The 19,643-nt window shown below is 53.5% G+C and carries 16 protein-coding genes; 9 read left to right on the top strand and 7 right to left on the bottom strand.

Annotation, left to right across the window (positions count from 1 at the left end; all coding sequences use genetic code 11):
* Position 1: 1 nt before the first annotated feature.
* On the bottom strand, positions 2–1,408 hold the full coding sequence (locus OGX84_RS13940) for a cytochrome ubiquinol oxidase subunit I (RefSeq protein WP_047463330.1): 1,407 nt from the start codon (positions 1,406–1,408) through the stop codon (positions 2–4).
* Between the two features lie 561 nt (positions 1,409–1,969).
* On the opposite strand from OGX84_RS13940, the gene OGX84_RS13935 reads away from it, so the two are divergent.
* On the top strand, positions 1,970–4,258 hold the full coding sequence (locus OGX84_RS13935) for an FdhF/YdeP family oxidoreductase (protein WP_112002024.1): 2,289 nt from the start codon (positions 1,970–1,972) through the stop codon (positions 4,256–4,258).
* Between the two features lie 201 nt (positions 4,259–4,459).
* Complete coding sequence (locus OGX84_RS13930) at positions 4,460–5,362, top strand: LysR family transcriptional regulator (protein WP_286458152.1); 903 nt, start codon at positions 4,460–4,462, stop codon at positions 5,360–5,362.
* A gap of 31 nt (positions 5,363–5,393) precedes the next feature.
* Here OGX84_RS13930 and OGX84_RS13925 read toward each other — a convergent pair whose 3' ends face one another.
* Genes OGX84_RS13925 through OGX84_RS13900 form a run of 6 tightly spaced genes read right to left on the bottom strand, consistent with a single transcriptional unit; the run spans position 5,394 to position 11,337 of the window.
* Entirely contained in the window at positions 5,394–6,047 is a 654-nt protein-coding gene (locus OGX84_RS13925; protein WP_112002023.1) for a helix-turn-helix transcriptional regulator, read from the bottom strand.
* Positions 6,048–6,070: 23 nt separating this feature from the next.
* A complete protein-coding gene (locus OGX84_RS13920) occupies positions 6,071–6,589 on the bottom strand; it encodes a fimbrial protein (protein WP_049008900.1) in 519 nt (172 codons plus the stop codon).
* A 14-nt stretch (positions 6,590–6,603) separates the two neighbouring features.
* The gene (locus OGX84_RS13915) at positions 6,604–7,536 is read right to left on the bottom strand and encodes a fimbrial protein (RefSeq protein WP_065422779.1); all 933 of its coding nucleotides are present in this window, start codon (positions 7,534–7,536) and stop codon (positions 6,604–6,606) included.
* A gap of 29 nt (positions 7,537–7,565) precedes the next feature.
* Complete coding sequence (locus tag OGX84_RS13910; protein WP_112002022.1) at positions 7,566–10,052, bottom strand: fimbria/pilus outer membrane usher protein; 2,487 nt, start codon at positions 10,050–10,052, stop codon at positions 7,566–7,568.
* A 25-nt stretch (positions 10,053–10,077) separates the two neighbouring features.
* Complete coding sequence (locus tag OGX84_RS13905; protein ID WP_286458088.1) at positions 10,078–10,755, bottom strand: fimbrial biogenesis chaperone; 678 nt, start codon at positions 10,753–10,755, stop codon at positions 10,078–10,080.
* 51 nt (positions 10,756–10,806) lie between these two features.
* Entirely contained in the window at positions 10,807–11,337 is a 531-nt protein-coding gene (locus OGX84_RS13900) for a fimbrial protein (RefSeq protein WP_024130278.1), read from the bottom strand.
* Between the two features lie 377 nt (positions 11,338–11,714).
* Between OGX84_RS13900 and OGX84_RS13895 the strand changes: the two genes are divergently transcribed.
* The 7 genes from OGX84_RS13895 to OGX84_RS13865 all read left to right on the top strand — a co-directional run bounded on the left by OGX84_RS13895 (position 11,715) and on the right by OGX84_RS13865 (position 19,621).
* Complete coding sequence (locus OGX84_RS13895) at positions 11,715–12,377, top strand: winged helix-turn-helix transcriptional regulator (RefSeq protein ID WP_024130277.1); 663 nt, start codon at positions 11,715–11,717, stop codon at positions 12,375–12,377.
* Positions 12,378–12,449: 72 nt separating this feature from the next.
* The gene (locus OGX84_RS13890; RefSeq protein ID WP_012132105.1) at positions 12,450–13,082 is read left to right on the top strand and encodes a winged helix-turn-helix transcriptional regulator; all 633 of its coding nucleotides are present in this window, start codon (positions 12,450–12,452) and stop codon (positions 13,080–13,082) included.
* Positions 13,083–13,324: 242 nt separating this feature from the next.
* Positions 13,325–14,395: a dihydroxyacetone kinase subunit DhaK gene (gene dhaK, locus OGX84_RS13885; protein ID WP_047463312.1), complete on the top strand. Its 1,071-nt coding sequence runs from the start codon at positions 13,325–13,327 to the stop codon at positions 14,393–14,395.
* Positions 14,396–14,406: 11 nt separating this feature from the next.
* Positions 14,407–15,039 (top strand): dihydroxyacetone kinase subunit DhaL, encoded by a 633-nt coding sequence (gene dhaL / locus OGX84_RS13880; RefSeq protein ID WP_012132103.1) that lies wholly within the window; start codon positions 14,407–14,409, stop codon positions 15,037–15,039.
* 10 nt (positions 15,040–15,049) lie between these two features.
* Positions 15,050–16,483: a dihydroxyacetone kinase phosphoryl donor subunit DhaM gene (gene dhaM / locus OGX84_RS13875; protein WP_112002021.1), complete on the top strand. Its 1,434-nt coding sequence runs from the start codon at positions 15,050–15,052 to the stop codon at positions 16,481–16,483.
* Between the two features lie 199 nt (positions 16,484–16,682).
* Positions 16,683–18,395: an alpha,alpha-trehalase gene (locus OGX84_RS13870; RefSeq protein WP_047463307.1), complete on the top strand. Its 1,713-nt coding sequence runs from the start codon at positions 16,683–16,685 to the stop codon at positions 18,393–18,395.
* 203 nt (positions 18,396–18,598) lie between these two features.
* Positions 18,599–19,621, top strand: coding sequence for an ABC transporter substrate-binding protein (locus OGX84_RS13865; protein ID WP_110494157.1), 1,023 nt, complete (start codon positions 18,599–18,601; stop codon positions 19,619–19,621).
* The last annotated feature ends 22 nt before the right edge of the window (positions 19,622–19,643 follow it).

Raw genomic sequence — 19,643 nt, 5'->3', positions numbered from 1 at the left:
TTTATTCTCCCCTGCGTGTGTTCATGGGTTCGCTCACCGCCGATAACGGACGCGCTGGCGTACCCCCCTGAGCGATATCATGCGCATGTTCGCGCACTGGCCCCTTTTTGATCAGCCGCACCAGGTAGAGGTAGCCCACCCCAAAGACGGACGAATAGACGAGGATGAACGCCAGCAGGCTGACGGACATGTGCATGTCGCCGTGTGCGGAAACAGCATCACGCGTGCGCTGCAAACCGTAGACTACCCACGGCTGGCGGCCAATCTCGGTGGTAAACCAGCCCGCCAGAATAGCGATTAACCCCGATGGCCCCATGCAGAATACGAACCACAGGAAAGGACGACACTGATACAACCGGCCACGCCAGCGCAGCCACGCGCTCGCCACCCCGGTCAGGATCATCAGCATCCCCAGCCCCGCCATTATCCTGAACGACCAGAAAATGATGGTTGAGTTCGGGCGATCCTCTTTCGGGAACGACTTCAGCGCGGGCACTTGTTTGTCGAGGCTGTGCGTCAGAATCAGGCTTCCCAGATAAGGGATTTCAAGGCTGTACTTCGTTTTTTCCGCATCCATATCCGGCACGCCAAACAGAACCAACGGCGTGGCTTCGCCTGGCGGGTTTTCCCAGTGCCCTTCAATCGCCGCAATTTTCGCCGGCTGATGTTCCAGCGTATTGAGACCGTGCGCATCGCCAATCACCGCCTGAACCGGTGCGACAAACAGCGCCATCCACAACGCCATCGAAAACATCTTTCTGATCGCGGGCGTGTCGTTTCCTTTCAGCAAATGCCAGGCTGCCGAGGCGCCGACGAAGAACGCGCTCGCCAGAAACGCCGCCGTGGACATATGCAATAAACGGTACGGGAACGACGGGTTAAAGACGATGGCCATCCAGTCCACCGGCACGACAACGCCGTTCTCAATCGCGTAACCCTGCGGCGTTTGCATCCAGCTATTGGAAGAGAGGATCCAGAACGTTGAAAACAAGGTTCCCAGCGCAACCATACAGGTCGCGAAGAAATGCAGTCCCGGCCCGACGCGCTTCCAGCCGAACAGCATCACGCCCAGAAAGCCCGCTTCAAGGAAGAATGCCGTCAGAACTTCATACGTCAGCAACGGACCGGTGATACTTCCGGCAAATTGTGAAAAGCCGCTCCAGTTAGTCCCGAACTGGTAAGCCATGACCAGGCCTGAGACCACCCCCATCCCAAAATTGACGGCAAAGATCTTTGACCAAAAGTGATAAAGGTCGCGATACGTTTCATTTTTGGTTTTGAGCCATAGCCCTTCAAGGACGGCGAGAAAACTTGCCAGGCCAATTGTTATTGCGGGAAAAAGAATGTGAAAAGATACGGTAAAGGCAAATTGTATCCTCGCAAGGTGAAAAGCATCTATTCCAAACATAATTCCCCCCACGGAGTCGACATTGACTGATTTATTTTGTACAACGCTTTCATTTCCAGCCTTTTTCTTTGATTAATAGCGATTTTCTGAATATTTCAGAGCAGGTGAATCTAATAATTTTCGGCGTATTTAATTAGTCTCAAACAATTATTCAAAAAGTTCAAATAGGTTAAATTTAATAAGTGATAGATAACATTTATTATGATAATGATAAAATCCTGTTATAATTTCTTTAAATCGACAGCGCAGACGCCGCATAATCCGGGCAAACCCCGCGAATTAACTGGGTTCCACCATCTGTTATATAAATTTTTATATAACGAATAATAAAAGATGTTGCTGTTATCTCCCGGGTAGAGACAACTGTTTGTATTTATTAACCATCACCATTACCCATTTTTTAAATAAGGTTAATGGCTTTTCAAATGGATATTTGTCCGGCTGGCTTTTATTTATATAACGCGCAGCCGCTAAACGTAATTGTTAAATACACTGGAATAACCCTACCTGTTATGTAGCTATTTCAGGATGCCAATGTGACCAGAATAGTCAGGAGTTCATATGAATAAGAAAAGACGTTCAGTTCCCGGAGTCAGACACTATGACGGTCCTGCTGGCGGCTGGGGCGCGTTAAAAGCAACGGCCATTGCCGTTCGTACACAAATGGACGCGCTTGAAGCACCCGTTACTCTGTTACGCACAAATCAGCCAGACGGCTTTGACTGCCCAGGATGCGCATGGCCGGATAAAGAACATAAATCAACGTTTCAGTTTTGCGAAAACGGTGCGAAGGCCGTCACGTGGGAAGCAACAAGCAAGCGTGTCACACCGGCGTTTCTGGCCAAAAATACCGTCAGCGCGCTGCTGAAGAAAACAGATTTCGAACTTGAAGGGTATGGTCGCCTGACTCATCCGCTGGCCTATCACAAAGAAAGCGACACATTTCGCCCTGTCGAATGGGAACAGGCCTTTGCCCGCATCGGCGAAGTGCTTCGCGGTCTCTCCCCTGAACAGGTGGAATTTTACACGTCCGGTCGCGCCTCCAACGAAGCGGCATATCTGTTCCAGCTTTTTGCGCGCGAATACGGCAGCAACAATTTTCCCGACTGTTCCAATATGTGCCACGAAGCCACCAGCGTAGGTCTGCCGCGCTCAATTGGCATCGGTAAAGGAACCGTATCGCTGGATGATTTTGAAAAGACGGAACTGGTGATCGCTATCGGCCATAACCCAGGGACAAACCATCCCCGTATGATGGGGACGCTGCACGAGCTTGCACGCCGCGACGTGCCGATTATCGTCTTTAACCCGCTGCGTGAAAGAGCGCTGGAACGCTTTGCCGACCCGCAGAGCATCATCGAAATGGCGACCTACAGCTCAACCGACATTGCCTCAACCTATTTCCAGGTCAGGGCTGGCGGTGATGCCGCCGCGCTGAAAGGCATTGCCAAACATGTGTTGCAGCTGGAAGCAGAGCGTGGCGATGTTCTGGATCGCGCGTTTATCGCCGCCCATACGCTGGGCTTTGACGATTTTGCCGCAGATATTGCCGCAACCTCCTGGGAATCCATTGAGCGCGAATCAGGTTTAAACCGTGAGCAACTGGAAAAAGTCGCGGAAGCCTACGCCAGGTCCAACGCCACCATCATCACCTACGGCATGGGCATTACCCAGCATAACAAAGGGACGGCGAACGTGCGTCTGATTGCCGACCTGCTGTTAATGCGCGGCAATATTGGCAAACCCGGCGCAGGTATTTGCCCGCTTCGCGGACACTCCAACGTTCAGGGGAACCGCACCGTCGGCATTACCGAGAAACCGGCGCCAGAATTCCTCGAACGGTTGAGCGATGTTTTCGGGTTTGTTCCCCCGTCGAAACACGGACACGACGCCGTACAGGCGACGCAGGCCATGATCGACGGGCGCGCCAGGGCGCTGATCTGCCTGGGCGGTAATTTTGCCGTAGCAATGCCCGATCACGAACAGGGGTTCCCGGCAATGCACGGGCTGGACTTGAGCGTCCACATCGGCACCAAACTGAACCGAACGCATCTGCTGGTCGGGAAAGAGACGTTCATCTTCCCCTGCCTCGGACGCACCGAACTGGATATTCAGCGCACCGGCAGACAATCCATCACGGTAGAAGATTCTATGTCGATGGTGCATGCCTCCTCCGGCAAACTGAAACCAGCGTCGCCGTTATTGCGTTCGGAACCTGCCATTATTGCCGGAATGGCGAAAGCCACGCTGACAAACAGCAAAATCGGCTGGATGGAGCTGGTTGCTGATTACGATCTCATCCGCGAACTGATTGAACAAACCATTCCCGGTTTCGACAATTACAACGATCGTATCCGGGTGCCTGGCGGTTTCCGTATGCCGCTGCCGCCGACCGAACGCGTCTGGCCGACATCGACGGGCAAAGCCATGTTCTCCGTATTCCACGGCGTTAACGAGAACGTGACCGGCGAAGGTGAAAATACGCTGCGTCTGATTACCCTGCGAAGTCACGATCAGTACAACACCACCATTTACGCGATGGACGATCGTTATCGCGGCGTATTTGGCCGTCGTGACATTATCTTTATGAACGAAGGCGATATGGAGCAGTTAGGGCTTGAACATGGCGATCGCGTCGATATCCGAACGGCCCTGCCTGACAGCGATCTCTGCCTGGAAGATATCACCGTCGTGGCCTACAGCATTGCGGCAGGTTCTGTCGGCGCCTATTATCCTGAGGCCAATGTTCTGGTTCCGCTCAATTATATTGATAAAGAGAGCGGTACGCCTTCTTATAAATCCGTACCGGTAAATATCACCTTGCGTTCAAAAGAAATTCGCGCGCTGTAAAATTCGCCCCTTATTCATGGCGTTCTGCTGAATAAGGGGATTTATTTTTCAGCCACTGACGCGCAGAAACGGTATTGTTACGCCGCAATTCGGTTACAAAATTTATACATTCATGCAATAATGTGAACCCATGTCGTAGCGCAAACGGCTGCCGGAGCCTCTTCTTTGCCCCCAACAGACCGTCTGCCGAAGAGATGAATGATGGACATAAAACAACTCAAATATTTAATCGCGCTGGATCAGACCCGTCACTTTGGTAAGGCCGCATCGCAGTGTAATATCACGCAACCCACCCTCTCCATGCGCATTCGCAATCTGGAGGAGGAGCTTGGTCTGGTGCTTATCGTTCGCGGGCAACGCTTTGAAGGCTTTACCCCGGAAGGCGAACGTATTCTGGCATGGGCAAAATCCCTGCTGGCCGCGCACGATGGCTTACAGGCCGAGGCCGCGCTCTGCAAAGGACAGGTTGTCGGCGTGCTCCGTCTGGGTATGGTGCCGCTCGCCAGCGTCGATCCTATGCTGTTTATTCGCGAATTAACCCCCAAATACCCGGAACTGCAATTTAGTCTCTATTCCATGACATCGGAGCAAATTGCCGAAGGCGTAAACAGCAACCAGCTGGAGCTGGGAATATGTTATCTGAATAACATTGATGTCAGTCCGTTTGATGTTATCCCGTTAGCGAAAACCCGGATGGGTCTGCTGCACGACACGCGCCATTTTGAAATAGAAAATGAGAGCCTCTCCTGGAACGATCTCATTAATTTCCCGCTGGGTTTTCTGACCAAAGGTATGCATTACAGAGAGCACATGGATATGAGTTTTAAATCAGCCGGAATCTCGCCTAAGCATATTTTCGAAAGCGATTCGACATTCCAGATTATTCAGGTCGTACAGCGCGGCATATGTTGCGCCATTATGCCGCTCAATAATGGGCTGGAGAATTTAAACAGTAACTTCCATATTACGCCGGTCGTCAATTCCAACATTGAAGCCCCTGTCGGCCTGATCATGCGTAAGCAAGCGCCGGTTTCTTCGCTCGCGCTGCGCTGCTTTACGGACGCGCGCGACATCTACGCCGCCCACAACCCACAGCATTCGTAATACCCGCAATCCGCGCCTTTGCGTGGATTGCTTACACAAGCCATCCATCTTCATCATTGCAGGATTCGCACATGCCGTTTCTGTGCCGGTTTTTTTCCTTTACGGCATTTAAAAACAGTAATAATTCACGATCGGTTCTTAAGCGGAATTTTGTCATTAACGCGTTTCGATGCGCCAGCACTGTTTTCTGACCGATCGCCATTTTGTAAGCAATCTGCTTTGACGTCATCCCCGCATAAAGAAAGGCAGCGAGCTGGTTTTGTTGCCCGGTAAGCGTCTTATGCGGACAATGCCCGCAGTGGTGTACGGCATGGGGCGTTTTTGCCTGCTGTAAAGAAAACCAATGCTGCTTAATCACTTTACTGATCTTACTGACGCTTGCATTGAGCGGAATAAACACGATGTTTCCTATACAGGAGGGAATTTCTCCTCGCGCGGGAATATGTTTTTTATCCACCAGGCCAATCATCAGGCGTGGCGCACGAAATCGCATTTCAGCATGACAAATATACTGTTCACCGGGGTGCAGCATCAGAATTAAGATATCGGCACAGGCGGCGTTTGCGTGGTCATAGTCGTTAAAGGTGAGCGTGGTCCGATTCAGGTTCGGTGGAAATATTTCGCACAGTAACGCGCGCAATCCGTATTGATAAAAACGATCCTGACATCTGATGACAATATTCATGTATACGCGGCTCCGGGTAATAATTACTGATAGCTCAATGAAACCGTCACAACCGAATCAATGGTTCCCGGTGAGACCTGCCCTTGTTCACTGTAGAGCCGGGCGCGTAAATTCCAGGTGTAACGCTGTGCGACAATTTCACTGGTCAGAACCTGACCGTCGCCCAGCGGTCGACCGTCCGCCGCCTGCAACTGTATCGCGACAGGGGTAGCGGTTCCCAGATTGCGATACATATCATCGCGATGCATGTCATCAGCGTTGCCGTTAAACTGAATCATCACGCCGGTTGTGCCTTCCGGGCAATGTTCAATGCTGAAATCAAAACTGACCCACGGCGTCGTTGACCCTGCGGTATACATTGATGAAGCCGTTACCGGACTCCCTGCCGTTAAATCAACGGTTTTAGTAATGCTGTCGCTGCTCACCTGACACGGCGCGGCTTTCACATTCCCTTTGATGTTTAATGCGATCGGATCGCCCTGACCCCATACCTGACCAGTAAGCAGCATCAGGGCCAGCAGCCAGCGTTTTCTTCCAGGCATACTTTTTCCTTGGGTTATTGGTAGGTAATATTCAACGTGGCGGTGGCATTCGCGCTGCCCGGCTTCACCTGGCTTTTCGTCTGGTAATAACGCGCCACCAGCGGAAATGTCTCCTGCCCGCCTGCGGATTTTTTCAATACGATGCGGTTATTCAGTTGCAGCGGCACATCGTTATAAACTATCTGGACTCCCACGCCGCCTGCCGTTTCGGGGCTACCCTGCCCGGTCAGCGCCAGAACGCTGGTGTCAGCCGGCGCGTCAGGGTTTTGCGTTCCCGCCAGTTCAACATTGATATTCGCCCCCGGATCGCAGTTCAGCCCCAGATTTTGCGTATCGCTGTGCGACAGCACGGCTCCGGGCTGGCCGGTGAACTCGGCGGCATTAATATCACCGAGCTGAAAATTAAGAATCTGGCTGGAAAACGAACATGCGAGCGCCGTCACCTGGGTATCGGCGCCCATTGAAATCTGCATAAAAGAATGATCCGGCGTACCAAACCATCCCTGTGCAACCACTCCCGGCGTCAAATATCCCGATTGGATCGTTGCTGTTTTAATCAGCATCACGTCATAGTTACCGAGGTTATAGATATAGCTGGCGCCATTTGACGGCAGCACAAAATCCCCTGCGGGAATGGATAGCCTGATTCCCACCCCCTTCAGATTGGTGTTGTAAACATGATTTATCGGCGAAGGCGTCGCTGACAGGTAATTGATCGCATAAGCACCGTTGCAATAGACGGCACCGCCAGGCGCCGTGACCAACAATTTGGCATACCCGGAGACCCTGGCGCGGGCGATTTCTGCCCCTACCGGCGCATCTCGCTGCACGACAATATTCCCCATTGAGACGGTATTAAATAATGTCGTATTCACGGTACAGTCATCGGCAACGCTGAACCCTGAAAAAAGCATCAGTAAACTGAATAAGAGATAAGTTCGTTTCATTGTCAGATTCTCACGAGAGGTCAGCCCACTTAGCGGCAAAGAGAGCCGGTCACGCTAACGCCGCTGTAGTTCTCGGCTGCGGTTAATGAATAATTTGCCGTGCAGCGCTGCTCGCCGTCACGTCCCCAGACCACATTCAGCGTCCCTTCCGGCGGCATGCCGCTTAAATAGACCTGCCCCTCGTCACCAACAATAAATTGTTGTTCTTGCGCGCCTTTTAACGTCACCATCGCCCCAAATGGCACCATCGAACCGTGGGGCCTGGTCAACGTCAACAGCACGCGCAGCCCAACATTAGCGACATAGTCCGCCCTCACGACCGCGCCACGGGTTGGCACAACGGTTTTGTTGGTGAGCGCCAGTTCAACATCGTCCGCAACGGATGCCGTATCCAGGCCGATATCATTTTTGCGATACGGTGAAACATTGGCGGAAACGGTGTAGCCACGAAAATCAGTTCGTACGCCGCTCTGGTTTTTAATCCCGACCCCCGATGCGCCTGGCGCGCCAATCAGCACGTTGGTTTCCCCCAGAGGCTGTGAGAACGTTACGCCATCGGCATATGCCAGCACGCCCCCCGCGAGAGCGTAATTCACGCGCTGCGAGTGGCGATCGTAACGATACCCCCCGCTAACATCGGCGTAAGTACCCTTATAATCCGCGCTCAGACTACCGGTATACCCCACGTCATCCGTGCCGTAACCTTGCTGAATATTCCAGTTCAGCGCGTTGCCAGCCAGCGCCGTTCCACTCAGCCCTGCGCTATGAGTCGCGCCCTTCCCGCTGCTGGCATTCATGCCATAACTGGCCCAGGTATTGCTCATAAAGCGATCCAGCGGAATGCTGATATTCAGCGCCAGCTGTTGGTCTTTATCATAACGATCGCCGCTGCCGTTTTTACTCAGCGTCCAGGCGACGCTATAGCTCACGCCGTTCCAGGCATTGTGATACCCCACGCTCCACGACTGCATCGGTTTTCCGGTATGCCAGTAGTCCTCCTGTACCGCGCTTAACGCCAACGATCCGCCGCCTGCGCCCAGGGACTGGTTGACGTTGGCTTCCATACGGTTACGTCGTTTCGTTATCTGCCCGGAACTACCGCCATACGTATCGAAAGCGTCCTGCATACCGTAGTAACCGCGCGTTGAATATCGGTAACCCGCAATCGAAAAGTTTGTTCCTGTCGCGATGCTATTTTTGCTATAGCGCACACGCCAGGATTGCCCCTGAGTCTTGCTGCCATCAGCGGGTTGCGCCCATGACTGGATTACGTCGGCAGAAAGCGCGCCAATCGTTCCCAGATTTTTACCGACGCCGGACGCTATCGCCCGATAGTTACGGGAAGTCTGGACGCCGCCATAAAGCGTGAAACCGCCCGGCAAACCATAAATCGCGGTTCCCTGGCCGAAATCAGTTTGTTCCACACGACTGTCGCTGGAGCGATAGCGCCCGCCGGTTAACGCATATTTGAACCGGCCTTCACGCTGTAACACCGGTAATGATGCGAACGGGACGGTGAAGTGCTGCTCACTGCCATCCGCCTCTTTAACCGTGACCTCCAGATCGCCGGCGCCTCCCGTGGGGAACATGTCGGTAATATCAAACGCGCCAGGGGCCACGTAACTTTGGTAGATTTGGTAGCCATTTTGCCGGATGACGATCTGCGCATTGGTGCGGGCAATACCGCGCACCACGGGCGCATACCCCTTCAGCGAATCGGGCAGCATGTCGTCATCTGACGCAAGCTGACCGCCACGAAACGGTATGCTGTCAAAAACACCCGCAGGAGAGGCGCTGTCTCCCAGCACCAGTTGCGCTTTCAGAGGGACGATATTGCGCTGGACATAGGTATAAATCGAATCCCAGTCCTCATCGCCCTGACCGCTGCGCCACCAGGTGGTGTAATTGCGCAAACGCCACGGGCCGATATTTATTCCGGGGCGCAAATTAGCGTACTGACTATTACTGTTATCACCGCTCAGACTGTAGTTAAGCATCGCGGCGGTAATGCCTTCATCCCAGAGTTCCGGCGCGACATCCCCCCGCGCTCTGGCAGATAACGCCGCCTGCGGAATACTTAACAACAGCTTTTGCGTCGAAAACTGGAACTCACTTGAAGCCTGTGGAATAGCGGACAAATCGGCGCAATCCCCTTTGCCCTGCACACCCGGATACTGCGCGATGTTAACGCCATAGCGTTGCAACATTTCCCCCGACAGGCAGGGCTCAAGCACATCCTCACCAGAAGGCGTTGGTGTTTTATTGAATGCGATATCCTGCGTGTCCAGAAACTGCCCGTTGAGGATAATATCGACATGGTAAGTGCCCTGTGCCTGCCCTCCCATTTCAAAACCAGAAAGATCGATATTCTCGCTACCGGATGGTATATGCTCCAGTAGCGCCGGATTAAAGTAATCCCGACCCAGAACCTCATTCAGCACGCTGAATATTCCCAGGGAGATAAACAATACAAGCCTGGCCGGATACGGATTAATTATATATTTGGCTATCATCATTAACGTAATTCCGACCCGTCGCTACTTAAACAGAACCGCTGTACTCCTCGCTGATTCCACCGTAATCATTAATAATCCTGAATTTCACGCTTCCGCCATTTCCGCCCGAAGGCAGTGCAAAACGGACGGTACTCCCCGGCGCCACAAACGTTACATTGTCAACTTTCTTACCGGATACGGTAATTTCATTGAAATTAACGTAATAAGGCGTGGGGTTATTTACCTGAATAAACGCCCCGCTCCGGCTCCAGCTTAACTTTCCGAGCTGCGCTTCAGGCGCTGACTTGCTTAGCAACGCAGGCCGATAAATCAGTTTTATTCGTGTTTTAACCGCAATCTGTAACGTATTATCTTTACGTTGGGCCGACGGTATCGATTTAATATTCAGCCAAAACAAGGACTCTTTATCCTCAGGCAGATTTCCCGCCCGAATAATACGCATTACGTTTTGCTGCCCGTTATCAAGTCGGTAAAGCGGCGGTGTAATAATAAAAGGGGCTTTGCCCTTACCGTCATTTTGCGTTTCGATCCACGACTGAATTAAATACGGAATATTATCGGGATTACTGACGCTTAATGACGCTTCTTTTTTACCGCCATCGTAAATAACCCGTGTTCCGCCAATGGAAACACCAGCATTCACACTGGAAACGCCGATAACAAACAGCGCCAACGCGGTGGCGCAAACACGTAATACTTTCATGGTAAACCTCTGAGAGGGCCGGTTATCGGCCCCCCAAACAACATATGCTCGTCAGTTATAGTTAACGGTGAAGTTCGCTACGGCGTTCACGACGCCCGGCACAACAGGCACGCTGGTGGCGACATAGGCGGCGTAGAAGTCCAGTTGGTTGTCAACCATATCTAACAGTGAATAGGAATAGCCATTGATCTGATTAAGGCCTAAAGGCGCTCTGTCTGCCGTCATCAGTCGAATGGCCACCCCGCTTGCCGAACCGGGATCGGCGGACAGCGCTAACAGATCGGTATTACCCGAATGATTAACACCATCAAATTTCACCCGCGCAGACGTGACGGAAGAGGGGCAGTTAATCAGACGCAAGGTAAATTTGGTCGTTGACGCTTCATCCCCTGCGTTGGTAAACGCTGTTTTATAGACACTTCCCATATCAACGGTCATCGTATTATTGGCGCCAATATCTACGGTACAGGCGGTATCAAGAACCTGACCCACAAATTTGACCGTGCCGTCATACGCTATCGCATGTGATATTGACAAAATGGCCGCAGCGGAAAGCGCCATTGCTATCATATTTTTTTTCATCATCGCTATCCTTAACACCTGTTTATTTATCGCGTTACGACATAATGTCCATACATTTTCTGCTCTGGAAATGGGCTGCCGGGAAACGCTTATTTTGGGCTATCATCGTAAAGACAAGGAGATAAATAACATGCGATTTCCCCTTCATCATTCCGGGCCGCATCACGTCAGCGGTTTGAATCCTGAATCAAGGCGCGATGTCAATTAAGTTCTCCTTAATTTAAATTTTCATATAAATGCACATATTTGCTCAAGTGATTTTTTGGTGTAATTTTACACCTTGTTCTGGATTCACTTATTTTTAGTCTGTCACCATAATTATTAGCTCAAGCAAGACGTTACGCTATTACAGAGACTATTATATGGGAGGACAGATCATGCCTGAAACCAAAATAGCTATTGAATCAAGTATGTATAAGGCTCTGCCTCTGAAGCCAATTGAACATGTAGAAAAACTGATTGCGCACCTGAAGCCACACGCAAACACACGAGAAACAAAATGCAGACAAATTATTAACAACGAAAATAATAGACCACATCAATGTTATTTATTGCTGAAGGGAACCATCGGGGTTTTCAGAGCACGGGACGGCTTCATGCTTAACTCAGAAGTCGCCCCCTTTATTTTTGGCCTCAGCAATCAACTGGTTGATGCTGAATATTTGCTGATGCGCAGTGAGGAGTGCTCTGAGATCGCCTTTATTCCGCTGGAGAAAGTTAACGACGTTATAGCAAATGAGAATCTTTGGGAAAGTCTGGCGAAGGTGCTTATCTACACCGCCGGTCGGGTGTACGACCACTGTACGCGCATTTCAGCGCCGACATCCTATGATATTATTCGCGCTCAGTTGTATGAATTAATGCGTGAGTCTAATGAATTCAGACAAAATATAACTGCCGCAAATTATATTCAGTCAAGAACATTTCTGTCGCGCAGCAGCGTGATGAAGATACTGGCCGATTTAAAAAAAGGCGGCTACATCGTGACCGATCGCGGTGTTCTGAAGCAAATTCAGCAGAATATTCCCCTGAAATACTAGCTATGTTCAACACGCATTAACGCAGAGCCACTAAAATAGAATGACAACGACAGTGACCGGATAACACCTACCATGCCCCTGGATTCTTCCTTTAATCAACTGAAGCAGCCTTCGCCCTACGCAATTGCGCTGCTCAACGCACTCACGTCAGAACAGGATTTCAAACGGTATCCTCGCGGAAGTCGCTTTGTCTTCGTTCAGGGGGGCGAGCACCAGTGCCTGTTTTTCCGCACGGGCGTCGTAAGCATTGAGAACATCGAAAATAGTCTGTTGCTGGGGATAGCTTCTGCCCCGGTATCCCTGGGGTTCACCAGCGCCCTGTCGGATAAACTGCTGATTCGCGCGCTCGAAGAGTGCGAAGCGGCGACAATTCCCCTGGATGACGTGATGGAAACCATTGAGCGCAAGCACCTGTGGGAGATCATGGCAAAGCATATGATCATCGTCACCAATAAATTGTTTATCCAGAATGAAATGGCAACAGCGCCGACCGCTTACGATCTGCTGTGCTACCAGTTGCAGGCGCTAAGCCAGGAGCCGGAAAGCATCCGCTCTCAGATGGCGGCCTACCAGTATATTCTTGAACGTACCCGCCTTTCGCGCAGCAGCGTGATGAAAATGCTGTCAGCGCTGAAAAAAGGCGGCTATATCGAACTGGAACAGGGCAAATTAATCGCAATTAATCACCTCCCTTCTCGTTTCTAACCCCCCGTTTTTTACGCTTAAAGCGGCGGCATTCGTTGGTCGGGATCGCAATTCTGACGATTACCTCGCCTTTGCGTTCCATAATGAAACATGATTAAGCATAAATGTTCCGTTGATGAAACATGTTATGGCCGAATTTTCTTTTCCGCTCACTGTTGCACAATAAGGTTATCGGCAGTGAGTGGTAGCCGTGTCATGGTACACAACCGATACCCCTACAGCAGAAGATGCGGAGCAAAATAATGAAAAAGCTGATTAACCGTGTAGAAGAGGTACTGAACGAACAACTCGCTGGTCTGGCAAAAGCGTACCCGACGCTGACGCTGCACCAGGACCCGGTCTACGTTACCCGGTCAGATGCGCCAGTGGCAGGAAAAGTGGCGCTGCTTTCCGGCGGCGGCAGCGGGCATGAGCCCATGCACTGCGGCTATATTGGGCCAGGCATGCTCTCCGGCGCCTGCCCGGGCGAAATTTTTACCTCGCCGACGCCAGACAAAATGTTTGAGTGCGCCATGCACATTGACGGCGGCGAAGGCGTCTTACTGATCATTAAGAATTACACCGGCGACATCCTGAATTTTGAAACCGCCACGGAGCTGCTGCACGACAGCGGCGTAAAAGTCACCACCGTTGTGGTAGATGATGATGTAGCGGTCAAAGACAGCCTTTATACCGCCGGTCGTCGCGGCGTCGCCAATACGGTATTAATTGAAAAACTGGTGGGCGCGGCCGCAGAACGCGGTGACACGCTGGAAGCCTGCGCGGAGCTTGGCCGTAAGCTGAATAATCAGGGGCATTCAATCGGCATCGCGCTCAATGCCTGTACCGTGCCTGCGGCGGGCAAACCGTCCTTCACATTGCAGGATAACGAAATGGAGTTTGGCGTGGGAATTCACGGCGAACCCGGCATTGACCGTCGCCCCTTCTCTTCTCTCGATCAAACTGTCGATGAAATGTTTGACACGCTGCTGGAAAACGGCGCATACAGCCGCACGCTGCGTCACTGGGATCATCATCAGGGAAGCTGGCAGGAAGATAAGCAGAGCAAACAGCCGTTGCAGCGTGGCGATCGCGTCATTGCGCTGGTCAACAATCTCGGCGCCACGCCGCTGTCTGAACTGTTCGGCGTCTATAACCGGCTTGAAAGCCGCTGTCAGGAAACCGGCATTACCATTGAACGCAACCTGATCGGCTCTTACTGCACCTCTCTGGATATGACCGGCTTTTCCATCACCCTGTTAAAAGTGGATGATGAAACGCTCGCGCTCTGGGATGCGCCGGTTCACACGCCTGCGCTCAACTGGGGCAAATAAGGAGATTATGTATGTCACTCAACAGAACACACATTGTTAACTGGCTCTATCGCTGCGGTGAGATTTTCACCAAAGAGAGTGATTATCTGACGGGTCTGGACAGAGAGATTGGCGACGCCGACCACGGGCTGAATATGCATCGCGGCTTCAGTAAAGTCGTCGAAAAATTACCCGCGATTGCGGATAAAGACATCGGCTTCATCCTGAAGAACACAGGGATGGTGCTGCTCTCCAGCGTCGGCGGCGCCAGTGGCCCGCTGTTCGGCACGTTCTTCATTCGCGCCGCCCAGGTGACACAGGCGCACCAGAGCCTGACGCTCGACGAGCTGTACCAGATGATGCGGGAAGGCGCAGAAGGCGTGACCAGCCGAGGTAAAGCGGAGCCTGGTGATAAAACCATGTGTGACGTCTGGGGGCCGGTTGTGGAGTCGCTGCGCCAGTCATGTGAACAGCACCTGTCGGTACAGGCGGCGCTGGATGCCGCCAGCGCCCAGGCCGAAGCGGCGGCGCAGAGCACCATCACCATGCAGGCCCGCAAAGGGCGCGCCAGCTATCTTGGCGAGCGCAGCATCGGCCATCAGGACCCGGGCGCAACCTCCGTGATGTTCATGATGCAAATGCTGGCGGCAGCGGCAAAAGAGTAAGGATAACGCGATGGTAAACCTGGTCATTGTTTCGCACAGCGCCCTGCTGGGTGAAGGCGTCGGGCAGTTAGCCCGGCAGATGTTAATCGGCGATGGTTGTAAACTCGCGATTGCAGCCGGTATCGACGACCCACAAAATCCGATTGGCACCGATCCGCTCAAGGTGATGGAAGCCATCGAATCCGTGGCTGATGCGGACCATATCCTGGTCATGATGGATATGGGCAGCGCATTATTGAGCGCCGAAACCGCCCTGGATTTGCTCGACCCGGCGATTGCGGCGAAAGTCCGCTTATGCGCGGCGCCGCTGGTAGAAGGCACGCTGGCGGCGACGGTCAGCGCGGCAATGGGCGCAGGTATTGATAAAGTCATCAATGACGCCATGAGCGCGCTGGACGCCAAGCGTGAACAACTGGGTTTACCGTCACCCACTCAAACCGGGGGCGTCGCCACAAAACCAGCATTTCAGGATAACGACGCCCACTCCATTTCTGTTGTGGTGAAAAATCCAAACGGGCTGCATGTTCGTCCGGCATCGCGGCTGGTCTCCACGTTGTCGGGGTTTCGGGCCGACATGCTGCTGGAGAAAAATGGCAAATGCGTGACGCCGGACAGCCTGAATCAGATAGCGTTATTACAGGTGCGCTGCAACGATACTCTGCGCCTGATCGCCAAAGGAGAACAGGCCGACGAGGCGCTGGCGGCGTTCAAACAGCTGGCGGCGGAAAACTTTGGCGAGTCCGTGGAAGAGACGCCTGCCAGCAGCGCGGCGCGTCAGCTCCCCGCGCAGGTCTCCGGCGTGGTGTTCTGCTATTCCCCCGCTGCACCGGACGTCGCAAATCCGACGACCGTCAATTTGTCGGAAGAGCAGCAGCGCCTGCAAACGGCGATTCGTCAGACGCTGGACGATCTCAACGCGCTGACCACGCTGGCGGAAGAGAAATACTCCGCCGACCTGGCGGCGATTTTTTCCGGGCATCACACGCTGCTGGATGACCCCGAGCTGTACGAGATGGCATGTGAAGTGATGCGTGATAAACCGTGTCGGGCGGAAACGGCGTGGCGCAGCGTGCTGGACGATCTCCGCGATCAGTACCGACAGCTCGACGACGCCTATTTGCAGGCCCGCTATATCGATATCGACGATATTCTCCATCGGACGCTGAGGCACCTGAGCGGAATAAACGCGCGCTTGCCGGTATTCACGCGCCCGACTATCGTGGCGGCAGAAAATATCTTCCCGTCCACCGTGTTGCAGTTCGACCCACAGACGGTTAAAGGGATCTGCCTGAGCGCAGGCAGCAATGAATCACATTCGGCAATCATCGCCCGTGAAATGGGGATCGGCTGGCTTTGTCAGCAAGGGGAAGCGGTATATGCCCTGAGCACCGGCGAGTCGATTACGCTGGATCTCGCGGCACAGCGCATTCTCTTTTCTGACTGACCGCTCTCCCATCGCGCGTCCTCTTCTGAGGGCGCGCTGTCGCATCACCGCGCTCATCCCCACGCTTCAACCGGCGATAACGGGAAATGTTTACCAGTTCCCAAAATAGCGGTTCGATCACGCGCACATGACAATCCTGGACTAAGGTTTTGTCATGGTTCATGCCGCTGACTGCGGCACGCCGTTAAGGAGAATATTGATGATAACACCTGCGCTTCGCCATTCCGGCACGCTCTCTTTCGCCATAAAACTGACCGTTGCAGGCACCCTGCTGACATTTGCGTCGCTCTCGGCGCATGCTGAGGAACAGCCAGCCAGTCCTCCGCAGCCCCCGGATATTCTGCTGGGGCCGCTGTTTAATGACGTGCAGAGCGCCAAACTGTTCCCCGACCAGAAAACGTTCGCCGATGCCGTGCCTAACAGCGATCCGCTGATGATCCTCGCGGATTACCGGATGCAACGAAACCAGTCAGGCTTCGATTTGCGTCACTTTGTTGATGTGAACTTTACGCTGCCCAAAGAAGGGGAAAAATACGTTCCGCCGGAAGGACAGTCGCTGCGTGAACATATTGACGGCCTGTGGCCCGTGTTGACCCGCACAACGGAGAGCGCCGGAAAATGGGATTCGTTATTGCCGCTGCCGGAACCGTATGTGGTGCCTGGCGGACGTTTCCGGGAAGTCTATTATTGGGATAGCTATTTTACCATGCTGGGACTTGCCGAAAGCGATCACTGGGATAAGGTCGCCGATATGGTGGCGAATTTCGGCTATGAACTGGATTCCTGGGGGCATATCCCCAATGGCAACCGTACCTACTATCTGAGCCGCTCGCAGCCGCCTTTCTTCGCATTTATGGTGGAATTGCTGGCGCAGCATGAGGGCGACGACGCCCTGAAAAAATACCTGCCGCAGTTGCAAAAAGAGTATGCCTACTGGATGGAGGGAGTGGAGAATCTCCAGCCCGGCGAGCAGAATAAGCGCGTGGTGAAACTGGATGACGGCACCGTCCTGAACCGCTACTGGGATGACCGGGACACGCCGCGACCGGAGTCGTGGATGGAAGATATCACCACCGCGAAGAGCAACCCGAACCGCCCGGCAACCGAGATTTATCGCGACCTGCGATCTGCCGCCGCATCGGGCTGGGATTTCAGCTCGCGCTGGATGGACGACCCGAATCAGCTGAGCACCATTCGCACCACCAGCATCGTCCCTGTCGATCTCAACGCCCTGCTGTATAAACTGGAGAAAATGCTGGCGCGCGCCAGCAAAGCGGCAGGCGATGACGCCAATGCGAATCAGTATGAAGCGCTCGCCGGCGCCCGTCAGAAAGGCATTGAAACGCACCTGTGGAACAATCAGGAAGGCTGGTATGCCGACTACGATCTGAAGAGCAAAAAGGTGCGTAACCAACTGACGGCGGCCACGCTGTTCCCGCTGTATGTCAACGCGGCGGCGAAAGATCGCGCCAGCAAAGTGGCTGCCGCGACCCAGGCGCACCTGTTGCAGCCTGGCGGACTGTCCACCACCTCGGTGAAAAGCGGGCAGCAATGGGACGCCCCCAATGGCTGGGCACCGTTACAGTGGGTGGCGACCGAAGGGTTGCAGAATTACGGGCAGGACAACGTCGCGATGGATGTCACCTGGCGCTTCCTCACCAACGTTCAGCATACCTACGACCGCGAACAAAAGCTGGTTGAGAAATATGACGTCAGCAGTACGGGAACCGGCGGCGGCGGTGGAGAATACCCTCTTCAGGATGGTTTCGGCTGGACCAACGGCGTGACGTTAAAAATGCTCGACCTGATCTGTCCAAAAGAGAAACCGTGCGACAGCGTACCGGCCACTCGCCCCGCAGCGCCAGGCGCTTCCCAGCCTGCGCCGCAAAAACAGGTTGAAACCACGCCGTAATGTGACCCGACCTTCATGCTGACAAAAATCCGCGCGCCGTCGCGGATTTTTCTTCCTAGCAATGCCGCGCGTTCAGCTCTGCCCCTCATAGCTCTTAAGGGTTAGACCCCCTTTTCATCGGTGAGAATTTGATACTGAACAAGTTTTTTAACGTTATATATGTAAACATATAGCGATTTTTTAACCATTTCAGGATGAAAACAATGCCGCTCACAAGACGGAGATTCGCTCAGGCAATGGCCTCTGCGCTGCTGTTTCGCCACCTCCCTGGCATTGCGCAGACACCGCTGACGTTTGCTATTGGCCGCCCGCCGGAAGGCAATATTATTCGCCGCGTGGTGAGCGCCGGTGCGCCCGCCGATGTATTACTGCTGGCCGTCGCGCCGGAAAAGCTGGTGGGTTTCTCCTCTTTTGATTTCTCGCGCCAGGCGGCGATTCCCTTCCCCGAGTCCATTCGGGCGTTGCCCAAACTGGGCAGGCTGGCGGGGCGCGCCAGCACGTTGTCTCTGGAAGGGCTGCTGGCCCTGCATCCCGATCTGGTAGTGGATTGCGGCAACGCCGATGAAACCTGGCTCTCGCAGGCGCGCCAGGTTAGCGCTCAGACCCGGATTCCGTGGCTGTTGATTAACGGTGAACTGCGGCAAACGCCGGAACAACTGCAAGCCGCAGGACAAGCGCTGGGAATGGAGGCGCGTACTGCCGCTCAGGCGGCGCTGGCTCAGCGCTTCATTGCGCAAGCGCTCGCGTTTTCCCACACGCCTGCTGCCGGTATTCGTTTTTATGCGGCGCGGGGCGCCCGAGGTCTGGAGACAGGATTACAGGGATCGCTGCATACGGAAGCGGCAGAGTTGCTGGGATTACACAACGTAGCGCGAATCCCCGGACGAAGCGGACTGGCCCAGGTCTCTATGGAAAACTTACTCACCTGGCAGCCCGACATCATTCTGGTACAGGATGCCGCCACGGCGCACTACCTGCGTCACGACCCCGTCTGGCAAGGCGTTAAGGCGGTTGCGGACAAGCGCATTCTTTTCCTGAGCGGCCTGCCGTTTGGCTGGCTGGATGCGCCGCCGGGCATTAACCGTTTACTCGGGCTGCGCCGGTTGCATGCCTGGCTGGACCCGAACGTTAATCAACATTTTAAAGACGATATGGTGCGTTATGCGCGCCTGTTCTGGCATACGTCGCTGACTGACGAACAGTATCAACAGTGGGCGATCATCTGATGAGAACGACCACCCTTTCTGT

This window comes from Citrobacter sp. CK202, assembly GCF_030333225.1.
Classification (GTDB): domain Bacteria; phylum Pseudomonadota; class Gammaproteobacteria; order Enterobacterales; family Enterobacteriaceae; genus Citrobacter_B; species Citrobacter_B koseri.
Note: the sequence above shows the minus strand (reverse complement) of the source record. Positions and strands in the feature narration are given on the sequence as shown.